We start from the raw sequence: 14338 nt of genomic DNA on the forward strand, positions 1-14338 counted from the left end.
GAAAACTTATTGAAAAAACCGCTATTACATCAAAGAAAAAATACTCCATCCACAAAGAATGAAAGAGATTATCATCAAAATTTTTGATGTCTTTTTTATATAACCTGCCTTTTTAAATTTAAAAAAGATAATTGCAGCAATTCCCGATGCGATTATATCAATAATAGTCAAGAAAAAAGCATTAGCAATAAACTTGGGAAACAAACTGAGATAAGCAGCTTTGGTTTCTTCAAATTCAGTGTATTTCGTGCAAATATATATCCAGCAAATTTTATTTAAGATACTAATTATTAGCAGCAATACTCCAATAATATAAATTAGCGATTTGTACTTAGATTTCATATACAGAGGTTTTAAAAAATTAGAAAACCTCAAAACTGCACAAATTTGTGACAGTAATGAGGCCCGCTAAAACTATATGTTAGTCGATTCAAATTGTTTAAGATCTCTCGTGTTTTTTTGTACTGCAAGAGCTGAAAACAGTCCTAATACAAACGACATTCCGAAAAATCCCTTTTCACTGAGTAATAAACTGGCGTTCCAAAGTCCGATTATTAATAATACTATTGAAGCAATAGTACTAAACCAGCTTATACTGTAATATAAATCGGTTACGGGGATTCCTTCCAGTCTGTCTCGCACACTTTTTTGTACTGATATTACAGAGAAAAGACCAAAAAGGAGAATCGTAAAATAGTATCCTTTTTCATTGTAAGCCATGGCCGAATTATAAAGACCAATACAATAGGAGGTCATACCTATAAGTAATGTCATCCAGGATGCGCCAACGAAAGCGGCGCTTGGCTTTAAAGGATTATTTCCATAATTTGATTTTGCATTTTTTGATTCTGAATTGTTGTTTGATTCATTTGATTTTAGCGGTTCCATAATTTTATGTTTTATAATTATGAGGCAAATGTCAGCATGAAAAAGGAGTTCTAAAAACTAATTTATTCACAAAACTGATGATATAAAAATACATTTTACTATTTTTATCCTGATAAAATCTTATTTATGAATGCTCTCCAGGAAATATCAAATATGATGAATGATGCTGATAAAAAAGCATTTATACAATATCTATCAAAAAAGAACAAGCGCAAAGACACTGGCAATATAGAGTTATTTAATTCGTTAAAAACTGACGATATAAAATTTAATAAAAAGATTTTAGAAGATAAAAAAACTACCGATGCTTACCATGCTCTTAGAAAAAGACTTTATGATAACATGATTAATTTCATGGCCAATCGAAGTTTTGAGAATGATAGTTCAGAAGAAAATACAATACTTCGTTTTATTGTCGTAAGCCGGTTATTTTTTGAACATAAACTTATAAAAACAGCATTTAAATGTCTTGCAAAAGCTGAAGAAATAGCACTGAATATTGAGCATTTTAGTCTTCTTAATGAAATTTATCTGACTCAGATACAATTTGCTCATTTCAATTTATCAGAACCAATTGAAAAAATAATAGAAAAGTTTAAAGCAAATAAAAAACAGCTCGAATATGAGGAACAGCTCAATTTAGGTTATGCCATTTTGCGTCGTGAACTTGCTGCTATTTATCACGAAGGCCGAATAGTAGATTTTCAGGCACTTATAAAAAATACTATTGAAACACACGGAATATCATTAAAGCAAGGATTAACTTTTAAATCTTTATATCAAATATTATTTATTGCTAATGAATATGCTTCTATAAACAACAATTACTCACTTATACAGCCTTTTGTTGTTAAAAGCTATAGGTTTATTAGCAAAAAAACCGATCTGACAGACAGACATCTATACTATCATATATACATTTTGTATTTTATAGCTAATTTCTATTTCCGAAATGGCCAGTTTACTGAATCTTTAAATTATCTCGAATTGATGTTTACAGAACTTCAGAAACAATCTGGCAAGTATTATCAGCGTTTCTGTCTTAGGTATTATTTATTATTAGCCTTCAATGAAAATTATATTGGCAATCCTCAAAAAGCAATCGAGATTGCCGAAAAGTCTCTTTCTTCAAATAAAAAAACAGATCCTAACGACAGTAATGACATTCGCCTTATGCTTATCGTTTTTTATATACAGCAAAATGCCGGGCGTAATGCCGTAAAAGAAATGGCAAAATTAAACCATACTGACAGTTGGTACGAAAAAAAAATGGGCATGGACTGGACAATAAAAAAGCATGTTGTCGAAATCCTTCTGCATACTCAGCAAGAAAATATTGAACTGGCTTTATCCCGAATAAAAAGTTTTAAACGACGTTATAAAAAATATCTTTTAACGGTAAATGAAGAACGTGTTATTCAATACCTTTTGTTTGTAGAACAATATGTAATGAAACCCGAAATTATACAAACACAAAAATTTCAAAATGCAATAGAAGATTTTATAATTACTGCTCAAAACGGCCCTAAAGATATTTTAATTATGAGTTTTTTATCCTGGCTGCTTGCAAAAGTGAGGCGAAAAACGATTTATGAAACAACTTTAAATCTCCTCACAACGTATTTTCCAGCGAACTGACAATCCGAAAAAAATTAAAAACCTTCATCATATAAAATACAGTTAACAGAAACTATTTTTTTCTATCTTCCCAAAATAAAATTTTGCAAAATGAACCAACAGTTTTTAATAAAAAAATCATTTTTATTCAGCTTCATTTTACTGACAAGCTATTTTCTAGTTTCTTTCCACCTAAAAAATACAGAACAAACCGCTCCTGATAAAATCAAAAAAGTGCTGATTTTTTCTAAAACTAACGGCTTTAGGCATGAAAGCATTCCTGCCGGAATTGAAGCGATAAAAAAACTGGGACAGGAAAATCATTTTCTGGTAGATGCTACCGAAGATTCTCTGGCAATTAATTCAAAAAACTTAAAGCAATACAAAGCCGTTATATTTTTAAGCGCTTCTGGTCATGTTTTGGGCGAAAGTCAGAAATTAGCTTTACAAAAATTTATAGAAAAAGGAAAGGGTTTTGTAGGCATTCATTCGGCTACAAACTGCGAACCAGACTGGTCTTGGTACACACAAATGATCGGCGGAATTTTTGACGGCCATCCAGAACCGCAGAATGCCAAACTAATAGTTGTCAATCATGAACATCCATCTACAAAACATCTTCCGGCAATTTGGGAACGAAAAGATGAATGGTACAATTTTAAAAATTTGAATCCAGATGTAAATGTGCTTATCAAAATTGATGAAACTTCGTATAAAGGCGGTAAACATGGTGACAATCATCCTTTGGCCTGGTATCACGAGTATGATGGCGGCAGAGCGTTTTACACCGCTTTAGGACACAGCCCTGAAAGTTACAGCGATCCTCTTTTTGTGCAGCATTTGCTTGGAGGCATTACATATGCAATGGGGAAATAAATTTGCTAACCACTATTTAAATAAATATGAACTTGAATCTGAAAATTTCATTTCTTTCTATCTTTTTAATTTTAACCATTTTAGGCTGTTCTGATAAAAAAACAAAACACATTCCAGAAAATCCTTATTTAAAGCAATTAACCGAAAAGCAAATTGGAGATAGCAATTACTATATTTCTATCCCAAAAAAATATACAATTAAAGAAAACAGAGGGCCTGATTTTTCTGTTTATTATTTCTATCCTACAGACACGACAGCTACAGCAGCTTTTTCAGGCGGTTTCTATTTTGGGAATCATCCAAGTCAGTTTGAACCAGGTGATAGTTGTAAAACAGAAAAAATGCAGCGTAAAATTCTAAACAAAAATGCCGATTGGACAGTCTATAACTGCAAAGACAAATATTCGATCCAGTCGATTATTGAAAGCGGAAGCAATGAAGGCTGGAACCAATATATTCACACTTTTGCCAGTGCAAATTCTGCCGCAGACTTAAAAAAAGTATTTCTGATTTTGGGAACAATGAAAAAGAAAGAACCAGGCAAACAACCAAAATAGTTTATTAAAAACAAAAAAGTCAGATATTTTTGAGACGTTCATAATTTCTAAATTACTGACTTTAAACTTCTTCAAAATAATTAAAAAAGTTTTTCAAAATCCTTTTGCACATTTCAAAAATTAGTTCCATTTTTGCACCCGCATTAGCAAAACAGGTCCGTTCGTCTATCGGTTAGGACGCCAGGTTTTCATCCTGGTAAGGGGGGTTCGATTCCCCCACGGACTACTTAGAAAAATAAAAGCTTCAGAGAAATCTGGAGCTTTTTTGTTTATACTATCTTTGAAATATATCTCTAAATTGATACAAAAGTCTTTCAATCAATCTTAAATCTTCTGTTATAATATCTGCATTTCCCCGCATTTCTTGCTGAAAAGGAATTCTTTTCTTGTAAGAGCTCTCTAATCCTTTTGGCAATGCAACATCAATTAATAGATTTCCATCTTTATCTGGAGTTAATGAAATGGCTTGTATTTTTCCTTTTATTATTCCAAATTCTCTATCAGGAAAGTTTACCAGCTTTATATTGACGTTTTGACCTTCCCTAATCTTACCTGAATTTAGCGCAGCAGCTTTTACTTTTCCAACATATCCGTTTTCTTTATTTGGAATAATAGCAAAAATGGTTGATCCAACTTCTACAGATTGATTTTCAGACCAAATTTGCAAAAAACTGATTTTGCCATTTATAGAAGATCTTAAAACATAATTTAGCTCCCAGTCTTTTATCGCTTTTTTTAATAGGTATAATGCCTGAATTTTGTTGTTTTCAAGATTTATAGATTCTTTACTTTCGTTTATATGTGTTGTTTTACTATTTCGGTTTAATTCATTTAATGAAGATTTTAACTGCGAAATTGTACTAAGAAAACTTTTGTAGCTTTTTTGAGCTTGTAAATAAAGTAATCGCTGTTTTTCTACTTCCTGCGAAGCATATATTCCTTTTTGAAATAAAACTTCATATCTGTCTAGTTCATTTTTCTGAAGGACTAATTCATTTTGATTAATTTCTTTTTGTGACTCTAATAAATTTAAGCGTTCTCGCAGTTGAATTGACTCATAGTCCTGAGCGTTACCTTCAATACGATATGGCTGAAGCTTCATATTTAATTCGTCTGCAACATATTCTTTCTTAAAATTTGCAAATGCGCTCTCTACCTCTCCAAGCTGAACTGAATTTAATTTATTAAATGGAAATTTAACTCTGTTTATGTCTATTGTATCTAAAATACTTTTTAACATAAATACATCCCGATAATTTGCAGAATTTTCAAGAATAGCTAAAGCAGTATTTTTTGTAACAAAGATTTTATCTTTAACTAAAATAGCCTCAATTCTTCCAGATGTTTTAACAACTAGTTTTTGAGGAGGAATATTTGTTGTTATCACAATTTGCGAGGATATAATATCCGGATACTTAACAAACCACGATATTAAAAACAAAATAATTACAAATAACAGTAATATAGTATTCCCCCACTTTTGAATTGCTTGCGGTGGATCTGATAAAACATCTCTCACCTCTTCACTGTATATTTTTAAACCATCATTTACTTCTTCCATTTTAATTTCCTAGTTCTAATTGATTTTTAACCAATGAGTAGTACTTTCCTCTTAGTTGTGTTAAATCATTATGATTGCCTTGTTCTACTATTTCGCCGTTTTCGAGAACGATAATATTATCTGCATTTTTTACTGTACTTAAACGGTGCGCTACAATTATGGCTGTTTTTCCATGAATAAAATTACTTAGGTTTTCCATAATTACTTTTTCATTATTTGCGTCTAGCGCACTTGTTGCTTCATCAAAAAACAAATAAAATGGATCTTTATAAACTGCTCTGGCAATCATAATTCGTTGTTCTTGTCCACCGCTTAGACGTATTCCTGAAGTTCCTAATTCTGTATTATATTTGTTTGGCAGTTTTTCAATAAAATCCTCAATATTGGCAACAAAGGCAGCATTGTTTAGCTTCTCTCTATCAATAAATTCATTTTGCTCAGATTCTGAAATATTTCCGCCAATACTATCATTGAACATAAATGTATCCTGCATTACAGCGCCACAATTCAAACGCCAGTAATCATTATGAATATCATTTAAATTAATTGGCCCAATATTGATACTTCCTTTCGTAGGGTTATAAAACTTTAGTAATAATTTCATTAAGGTTGTTTTACCGCTTCCGCTGGCACCAACAATTGCAGTAGTCTTTCCTTCTGGAATAACACAATTAATGTTTTTTAAAATTAAAGGCGAAGATTTTCCACCATAACGATAGGATAAATCTTTTAAAATTATAGACTTATCATTTGGCAATTCTTTTGCTTTATGTGCAGAAACGACATCTTCATCTTCTCTTAAATGAACTTGAGATAAACGTTCTAAACTAATTTTTGCATCTTGCCAGGACTGGATAAAAAGAACAAAATTCCCTAGGGGCATATTAAGCTGCCCAACTATAAACTGAATTGATGTCATCATACCAAGTGTAAGATTTCCATCGACTACTGCTTTAGCAGAAAGAAAAGTAATAATGATATTTTTGAATTCATTTATAAAATTGGCTCCAATAGTTTGGTATTGGGCTAACTTTAAAGTGCTCAAAGATGTTTTAAATAAACTGATCTGGTTAAATTCCCATTTCCAGCGGTTTTTTCGCTGCGAATTATTTACTTTAATTTCTCTGACTCCATTAATAATTTGAATTAATGAGGTTTGATTTTGAGATAATTGATCAAATCTTTTAAAATCTAATTCAGCTCTTTTTTTTAAGAAAAAGAAAGTCCATCCCACATACAAAACCGCTCCAATTATAAATACGAGAAAAATCGTTAAATCGTAATAAGCAAGAATTGCATTAAAGAGCACAAAAGTGACCATCGAAAAAACCATATTCAAACTCGACGAAGAAATAAAATTTTGAATACGGGTATGATCTGTAATTCTTTGTAAATGTTCTCCTGAATTTCTTGTTTCGAAATAATTTACAGGCAGTTTCATCATTTTATATAAAAAATCTGAAATCATTTTTATATTAAACCTGCTGGTTATATGTATTAGAATCCATTCTCTAAAAACACTTACTAATGTTTGCGATAAAATCAGTACAAACTGCGAAATAAGTATTAGGTAAATAAAAGGAATATCTTGATTATTAACACCTACATCAACTATAGACTGCATTAAAAAAGGCAGAATAAATTGAATAATAGTGGCAACAAATAATCCAATAAATATTTGATAAATCAGCTTTTTATACGGTCTAAAGTAAGGATACAAAAAAGAAAATCCTTGGGAGCTTTCTTTTTCGTCATCCTGATCCTTAAACTTAGTATTTGGTTCTAATATTAAAATAAATCCTGTGGCATCTATGGTATCTGTCCATGCGGTTTTAAAATCTTCATGAGAATAAACCAGTAAACCTTGAGCCGGATCTGCAATCCAGATTTTTGTTTTAGATGTTTTGTATACTACCACAAAGTGCTTTTGTCTCCACGGAACAATGAAAGGTGTTGGAGCCTCATTTACTAAACTTTCTAAAGAAATACGCATTCCCAGAGTCCGCATTTCTATTTCTTCTGCGGCCTCGGCAATTCCTGCCATTGTTACGCCAAGTTTCGTAATGTTTGCTTTATCTCTTAAAAATTCTCTCGAAAAGGTTTTGCCATGATATTTGGCAATCATTCTCAAGCAAGTTGGTCCGCAGTCTTTATTGTCTAATTGCCTAAAATGCGGAAAATTTTTATTAATCATGTATGTGTAATTCTTTAAACTAAAATGCTAAAGGCTTCTATATTAAAATTTCCATCTTACCTGGTATGGATATGTTTCGTATATAGTATTATCTTCATTTATGGTATATCCAAGTTTTGCATCTTCTTTTGCATCTTTAAACAAGGCTTTAACCTCCTCATCTTTAGCTCCTAATCTTGCCAAACATATTGCTCTGTAATATTTTGCATCTGAAAAATTGGGATAAATCTTCAATGCTTTATCAAATAAGGCAATTGCTTCATCCCATTTTTTCAACTCATATTTTGCAATTCCATAGTAAAATAAAGCTGTAGGATGTTCTAAACTTTGTCTATTTTTAAATAAATCGTCGTTATATTCTTTAAATATTTTTTCAGCTTTTTCGTACTCATTCAATTGTAAATAACACAGCCCTATGTAGAAGCTGTATTTATGATCCATTCTGTAACCGTCGCCATATTTATTTATACAATCCTGAAAGTCTGCAATTGCATCTTTGTAGGTTTTAACAAAAATGCATTTTATAAAAGCGCGATAAGACTGCCATTCTTGCGGATCGTATTGAACCGCTTTATCAACATACTGCATTCCTATTTCATATTTTCTGGCTTTAAAATAAGGCATTGCTTTTTCCTGCCATAAAGAAGCAATTGTACTGTCTTTTTTTAAACCTTCATCTAAACAGTTTTGCCATTCGGCCATTTGAAAGTTATAATTATAGTGTTCTGCACAATTCGTTAGATGCTCTAAAATTATAGCGTCTTGTTTCTTCTTTATTTCCTGATTAAGTTGAGGATAAATAAACTGCGAAATATGAATTAAAATAATTAATAAAATGTTTTTCATTATGATTGAGTTTTTTCTAATGTATTTAAAGCATCAAAATTTTTAAATGCGAAATTATAAGTCTGATTATTATAATCAAACCCGCTTATTGTAGTCTGCCATTTTTGAACAGCTTCAGAATATTTTTGCCTTATGATATCATATATCTCTTTGCCTTCATTTGTTAGAACATTTTCTATTCCACTATACAAATCATTTATTTTTTCAAATCGATTCAAGTCATTAGAACATTTATTTAGATAAAAACCTATTCTTCCAATAGCCTCTTTTTCTTGTCTTTTATTAAATCTGTTTTTTGCCAATGAATTATCCAAACAAAGTAATGTAGTGTAGTAAGTATACAATGCATGAAGAAGTATATATACCGTTCTGTGATCTTTTAATTTTAAGAGATCTTCTACATTTTGTTCCTCATCTATTTTAAATATAGCTTTACGATTATGGAATAATGTTGTCAAAATAATATGACCGGTTTGATGGGCAATATCATCTATAAAGAAAACTTCATCATAATCGTCCTGATAAACATTAAAAAATGCAACTCCGTGTGCTTTTATAGTAGCAAACGAATTAGTATTACCGGGATCTGTTTTAAAAAGCAGTATTTTTTTGCAGCATTTCTCGATTATTTCATAATATTCTTTTGAATCTTCTTTTATAAAGGAAACTGCATTAGTTAAATACGATATGTTTTTCTCCAATAAAGAATTATCAAAAGTTATATCAAAATCTGGTATCACATTTCCAGACCCATCTGTAAAAACATTTCTAAGCAAATTAATTGAATGCCTGAACACTTCAATGTTTGAATTTTCAATTATATGTATCGGTTCAAAAAAAGCCGGTTCATTTTTTTTAAAATATCCCAATTTTGGCAGATACGCAATCTCATTTTCATTAAAGGAATAATTAATTTCCAACTCTTCTTTATTTACAAAATAGCCTTGCATAAACTCTGTCAAAAATTTATTTGGCAAAGAATTATCCATTTTATAATTAAAGTACGAGAATAATAACGGTTCAAGAAATAATTCATCATCATCAAAATTTATTTTTTCTAATAAGCCTGGATTTTCTTTATAGATTAATAATTTGATGGTATTTATTATTTCTGTTTGATTTGCATTAATTTCTTTATACTTTTTCATTGTCTTTTTTTTATTTCAAGAGGCTGATAAAATCAACCTCTTGAAAAAATAATTATTTTTGATAAATGATCAAATCTCCTACTTGGGCAATTACATGACAACCACTTGCATTACCACCTACGATTGAATTTAATAATTCATCAGAAGCTGTTGCTTCTGCTTTAACTTTTAAAGCTTCTAAACTTAATTTCATAGTGTTTTTATTTATATATGATTAAATCTCCTACTTTGGCAATTATGTGACAGCCACTTGCATTACCCCCTACGATTGAATTTAATAACTCATTTGAAGCTGTTGCTTCTGCTTTTTCTTTTAAAGCGTCTAAACTTAATTTCATATTGATTGATTTATATAATTATTGAATAAGGTGTGGTCTTTTTGCTAATTCAGTAAATTCGTGACAATCGTCCTGAATTCCACCGCTTATTGTACTTAATAGCTCTTGAGAAACAACTGCTTCTGCTTTTTCTTTTAAACTGTCAAAACTTAATTTCATAATTTTTTTTTTAAATTGTTAATGTATTTTATTAATATGGTAACTCATAAGGTCCAAAGTCCCCCAACCAGTCCGTTATAACGTCACCACCTGTATGGCAATCACTTGCCTTTCCTCCTGAAATTGACTCCATCAATTCTGTTGAAGCAACTGTTTGAATTCTTTCCTGAAGAGCTTCTAAACTTAATTTCATAATTTCAAATTTTAAATATTAATAATATCGGCATATAAAACTTGCCATAGTTTTGCTTGCAAGCGCTATTTAGATACATTTCTTTTACAACTGGCCATTTGTAAAATACTTAGTAATTAAATTGTACGAATTGTTTATTTCAAAATCTTTATGCTATTTACTTTGGAGATCAATAATGAAGTAAAAAATGATATGACATCAGAAACAGTTATCATAAATAATTTCTAAAACAAGGCATGTCAGATTTTCAAGCCAAAACTATATAAACGTGTTATCTGTTACAAACTATGTAAATCGGAATTCGGGAATTCCGATACGTAATTCCTGAATTTCTCACAACAAAAAACATAAATATTTAAAAACCAATAAGTTAAGACAAAATGTTTTTATATTATTTAAAGAGTAATTCTTGTGAAGATGATTTTTTTTGAAAAAATTACTGTACATAAGAATATTAGATTTTATTAATATCGAATATTTAAAAAGAGAAACATAAAACAACTTCAACATTTAAAATCTTAACCCAAAATAAGATTTATTTAGCCTCTTACTGAATTTAAAAATTAATTGTAACTGTAAGGATTTAGATTAATATAGACATAGAAAATAGCGATCTGGATATTATTTGCTATTGGAAAATAAATTTGATTTTAAAGAAAAAAACAGATCCGTTTTTCAAAATAAAATCAATTTTCACCTTTTTAATTTACGCTGCGAAAATCCATGCTTACATCAATTAAAGCATTCTGTAACGGACAAAAAATAAAAAACCTATTTTATTATGAAATAGGTTTTTTTGTGGTGTTCGTACTTCTAATGCAAAAAAAGAGACAACCCAAAAGTTGTCTCTTTTATAAATGCTTTAAGCTATTTCTCTTCCAATAACTTAGACGGGGATTTTTAACTTTTTTTCTTTTTTAAATTGAAATAATAATTAAATCCAAGTCCAAAAGTCCATTTGGTGGTTATTCTGCTTTCACTTTCACGTACTTTGTCTAATGCTTTTCCTAATTCAACTCCTTGAAGATCAAGAATAATACATAGAGAGTCAGGATTTTCATCTGAAAGGTTAAAATTATAACCTATCCCAATTCCAAAGGATTGGTCCCATACTTTTTCAATTTTAGTATCATTTTTAACTACTAATCCTGCATTATTAAAAGTTTCTCTTTTTCCATGTGCTTCAATATTAGAAATTGAATATTTAGGAAGAATTACAAAATAAGAACTCAGTTCATCTGTATTTCCTAAAATTATTTTAGGGCAAATACTAAAATTTACAGCAGTAGCAGAGCTTGAATATTTTTCGTAAACTATATTGTTTTCAGTTTTTCTTTCAAACTCTTCAGGAGCACCTATTATGCCGCTTACTTCAATCTCCGGTCTCAGGTTTTTCAGTAATTTAAATTCCCCCCCAGTTTTTAAACTCAGAAAAACCGAACTCGAAAAATCAGTATGCAAATAAGTTACAAACCCTGCATAAGGACGCACAATTTGCGAATTGCTATAATGATAACATAGTAAAAGCACGATTATTAATATCTTCTTTCTCATATTATTTACCAATTACCCACCCTAAAGTGAAGTTAGCAACGGGAGCAAATTCTGTATTATATTTATCAACATTTATGCCTGCTCCCAAATGCAGTTCCAAATTTAGTTTCCCATTGTATGTACGTTGAAGTCCCCATACTGGTGCCAGGGTAAATGATGGAGCATATTCGCCAAAGTTGTTATTGGTCGAGATTGGCTTAAAATTATAGGTTGCATTTAATGCTAAAAAATTCCCTGAATTATAGGCTGTTCTTTTACCTTTATCAGCTCTTTTTTCTAAATTATAATAATGACGAAACTGTTCATTAATCATAGGATAAAATGACCAGGTCGATTCATAATAATAACTACTTTTTCGATATCCAAATCCCAAACTTACTTCTGAATAGAGTGTGTTTTTTTCTGTAAAACCATGTTCATAAACAAAGCCCGGAAATAAAACATTTACCTTAAACTGATTCTTTGATACACTGGTAGTTGCATCCTGAGAATGAACATTTACTATAAAAGCTAATAGTAATAAAAAACTAAACCTAATTTTCATATTTTAAATATATTAATTACTTAACAATAATCTTCTTCCTCTCCATTCTCCATTGTGAAGAGCTGCTCCATAAAGATCTATAGAAACATTTGAGTATGAAGTTGCGCCCTTAAGCCCGTTTAAATAATCCTCAGTATTTTCATAAGTACTTTTCCAGGTAAGAAGAAAATTAAAATCAAAATAATTGGTGATTGCATTATCGTCATTTCGGCTCCATTTAACATTTTGCGTTTTAAAAGTAACCGTATTACTCAGAGAAGGAGCCTTAAGGACATTATATTTTAAACTTTCATTTTTTATTTTGTCATTTAATAGCACTTTATCAACTGTTGATGGCATCTTAGTAGCAAATGCTTTAGCCAGCACATCTATAGCTTTATTTAATTCCTTGGCTGTAAGTAAATCATATTCATTATTGTGAATAAATATTGTTAAACCTTCCTCTGGATCTCCGGTATCAAAAATAAATCTAGGACCATCTGTTGGTAGTTTAGTAATAATCTTTCCATCAATATTGTATTTTACACCTTTATATTCAAAAAAAACTGTACTATAATTATAACTTCCCTGATTATAAACAGGAGTATTAAACTTGTAATCATATTGTACATCATTTACCCCTAATTCTATAATATCTGCATACGATTTTTCCCAATAGGATACTCCTAATGTTTTTTCTCTTTTTTGAAGTCTGGCGCTGCAGCCAACCGATGAAAATAAATAATAATTTTGATTCCAGAAACTTACTTGTATACGTCTGTTATCGCTATAATAATCTTCAGCTTTATCAGAAGCACCAAAAACTTTTTCCCAAATACTATTTTTTTCTATGTAAGAAATCTCAAGATTTTGTTTGATTAATTTTGGACTTGTAGTAACAGGTGGAGCTGGTGGAGTATATCCGCCTCCGCCGCCTCCGCCACTTCCAGGGTCGATAGGCTGAATATAAGCCGGTGTAGGCAAAAATTGATTAATTCCATCATCAGCTACTACAACTTGAGGCATTGCTTTACCAGTCATCCTCGTTTTTGTAAATTTACTCATTCTACTAGTAACACTGGTTTTATTTAAATAATCGTACAACTTTTGTTTGTTATTTACGTGGCAAAAATAAAGCCCTGTTTCTGTATATTTATACAAGCTGTCACCAACAATGATTTCTCTGTTTTCATTTAAAAGAGAAGAAAGTAACGGGTCTGAAATCAATTCATCATCCAGAGCAACTTCTTCATTTGCTCCTGGTTTTGAGGTAATTCCAAATTCAACATTTCTCTTTGCAATTCTTTTCTTTTTTTCTAACACAAATTTTTGGACACCTTCGCTATCACCTTCACGGAAAAGAGGCGTTAAGGATTTAAAACCTTTGTTCTGGATTTTTCTGATTTTATCATTAAAATTGTTTTGGTTAGCGACATTTTCTTTGTATGATTTAAAAATGGTTAACAAACTTGCTTTACTTTCAATTTTAACTGTATTATCATCAACTACTTCGATTTCTTCAAGCGCTGCGCTCGCATCATTGCTTTCGGTTTTGTCAAAATCATTTTCGCAGCTGGCTAGTGTAATTATTCCTAATAAGGCAACCAAACATACTAAATTTCCCGCAGAAAATTTTAAATATTCATTTTTCATAATTTTATATTTCTTTAGTATTACTGATTATTAAATTAATTATACAGGTTTCCCTGTCCAATTATCACAACTGTTGTTTAAATGTTTTTCTCTTACAACTGGCCATTTGCAAAATATTACACATTGCATTCAAACTTTTATTAGCTTTTTAATCTCTACAATTCAATCTATTAGCTATATTTTTTAAGATTATTTTCATTTTGAAATTATATTCCAAGATATCAGACCTTG

At 30.4% G+C, this 14338-nt stretch carries 16 protein-coding genes and 1 tRNA gene; 4 read left to right on the forward strand and 13 right to left on the reverse strand.

The genetic code is table 11. The annotated features are described in order from the left end of the window. Window positions 1-24: 24 nt before the first annotated feature. Window positions 25-342 (reverse strand): hypothetical protein, encoded by a 318-nt coding sequence (locus APR43_RS13980; protein ID WP_053470565.1) that lies wholly within the window; start codon window positions 340-342, stop codon window positions 25-27. A 72-nt stretch (window positions 343-414) separates the two neighbouring features. Beyond that, the gene (yiaA, locus tag APR43_RS13985) at window positions 415-888 is read right to left on the reverse strand and encodes an inner membrane protein YiaA (RefSeq protein WP_053470566.1); all 474 of its coding nucleotides are present in this window, start codon (window positions 886-888) and stop codon (window positions 415-417) included. A 126-nt stretch (window positions 889-1014) separates the two neighbouring features. Here yiaA and APR43_RS13990 point away from each other — a divergent pair, with 126 nt between their 5' ends. From APR43_RS13990 to APR43_RS14005, 4 genes are all read left to right on the forward strand, one after another. Then, window positions 1015-2526: a tetratricopeptide repeat protein gene (locus APR43_RS13990; RefSeq protein ID WP_053470567.1), complete on the forward strand. Its 1512-nt coding sequence runs from the start codon at window positions 1015-1017 to the stop codon at window positions 2524-2526. Window positions 2527-2616: 90 nt separating this feature from the next. Then, window positions 2617-3381 carry a ThuA domain-containing protein gene (locus APR43_RS13995; protein ID WP_053470568.1) on the forward strand — a complete coding sequence of 255 codons (765 nt, stop codon included), beginning with the start codon at window positions 2617-2619 and terminating at the stop codon, window positions 3379-3381. Window positions 3382-3413: 32 nt separating this feature from the next. Further along, a complete protein-coding gene (locus APR43_RS14000; RefSeq protein ID WP_123924610.1) occupies window positions 3414-3938 on the forward strand; it encodes a hypothetical protein in 525 nt (174 codons plus the stop codon). Between the two features lie 154 nt (window positions 3939-4092). Beyond that, window positions 4093-4164 (forward strand) — tRNA-Glu (locus tag APR43_RS14005). Window positions 4165-4212: 48 nt separating this feature from the next. On the opposite strand, the gene APR43_RS14010 is transcribed toward APR43_RS14005, so the two are convergent. The 11 genes from APR43_RS14010 to APR43_RS14040 all read right to left on the reverse strand — a co-directional run bounded on the left by APR43_RS14010 (window position 4213) and on the right by APR43_RS14040 (window position 14107). Then, entirely contained in the window at window positions 4213-5499 is a 1287-nt protein-coding gene (locus APR43_RS14010) for an HlyD family secretion protein (protein WP_053470570.1), read from the reverse strand. 1 nt (window position 5500) lies between these two features. Continuing rightward, a complete protein-coding gene (locus APR43_RS14015; protein WP_053470571.1) occupies window positions 5501-7693 on the reverse strand; it encodes a peptidase domain-containing ABC transporter in 2193 nt (730 codons plus the stop codon). A gap of 42 nt (window positions 7694-7735) precedes the next feature. Beyond that, window positions 7736-8539, reverse strand: coding sequence for a tetratricopeptide repeat protein (locus APR43_RS14020; protein WP_053470572.1), 804 nt, complete (start codon window positions 8537-8539; stop codon window positions 7736-7738). Further along, window positions 8539-9687: a hypothetical protein gene (locus APR43_RS14025; protein WP_053470573.1), complete on the reverse strand. Its 1149-nt coding sequence runs from the start codon at window positions 9685-9687 to the stop codon at window positions 8539-8541. Before APR43_RS14025 ends, APR43_RS14020 begins: the two co-directional genes overlap by 1 nt. Before the next feature lie 52 nt (window positions 9688-9739). After that, window positions 9740-9880, reverse strand: a complete 141-nt coding sequence (locus APR43_RS24480) for a hypothetical protein (protein ID WP_165590666.1) — start codon at window positions 9878-9880, stop codon at window positions 9740-9742. 7 nt (window positions 9881-9887) lie between these two features. Continuing rightward, window positions 9888-10025 carry a hypothetical protein gene (locus APR43_RS24485; RefSeq protein ID WP_165590667.1) on the reverse strand — a complete coding sequence of 46 codons (138 nt, stop codon included), beginning with the start codon at window positions 10023-10025 and terminating at the stop codon, window positions 9888-9890. Between the two features lie 18 nt (window positions 10026-10043). Further along, on the reverse strand, window positions 10044-10184 hold the full coding sequence (locus tag APR43_RS24490) for a hypothetical protein (RefSeq protein ID WP_165590668.1): 141 nt from the start codon (window positions 10182-10184) through the stop codon (window positions 10044-10046). A 31-nt stretch (window positions 10185-10215) separates the two neighbouring features. After that, window positions 10216-10377, reverse strand: coding sequence for a hypothetical protein (locus APR43_RS24495; protein ID WP_165590669.1), 162 nt, complete (start codon window positions 10375-10377; stop codon window positions 10216-10218). A gap of 900 nt (window positions 10378-11277) precedes the next feature. Beyond that, window positions 11278-11931, reverse strand: a complete 654-nt coding sequence (locus APR43_RS14030) for a hypothetical protein (protein WP_123959147.1) — start codon at window positions 11929-11931, stop codon at window positions 11278-11280. A gap of 1 nt (window position 11932) precedes the next feature. Beyond that, a complete protein-coding gene (locus APR43_RS14035; RefSeq protein ID WP_053470575.1) occupies window positions 11933-12475 on the reverse strand; it encodes a hypothetical protein in 543 nt (180 codons plus the stop codon). A gap of 12 nt (window positions 12476-12487) precedes the next feature. Continuing rightward, window positions 12488-14107 (reverse strand): hypothetical protein, encoded by a 1620-nt coding sequence (locus tag APR43_RS14040; RefSeq protein ID WP_053470576.1) that lies wholly within the window; start codon window positions 14105-14107, stop codon window positions 12488-12490. Window positions 14108-14338: the final 231 nt, after the last annotated feature.

Origin of the sequence: Flavobacterium sp. NLM, assembly GCF_002210235.1 — a bacterium.
GTDB lineage: Bacteria > Bacteroidota > Bacteroidia > Flavobacteriales > Flavobacteriaceae > Flavobacterium > Flavobacterium panici.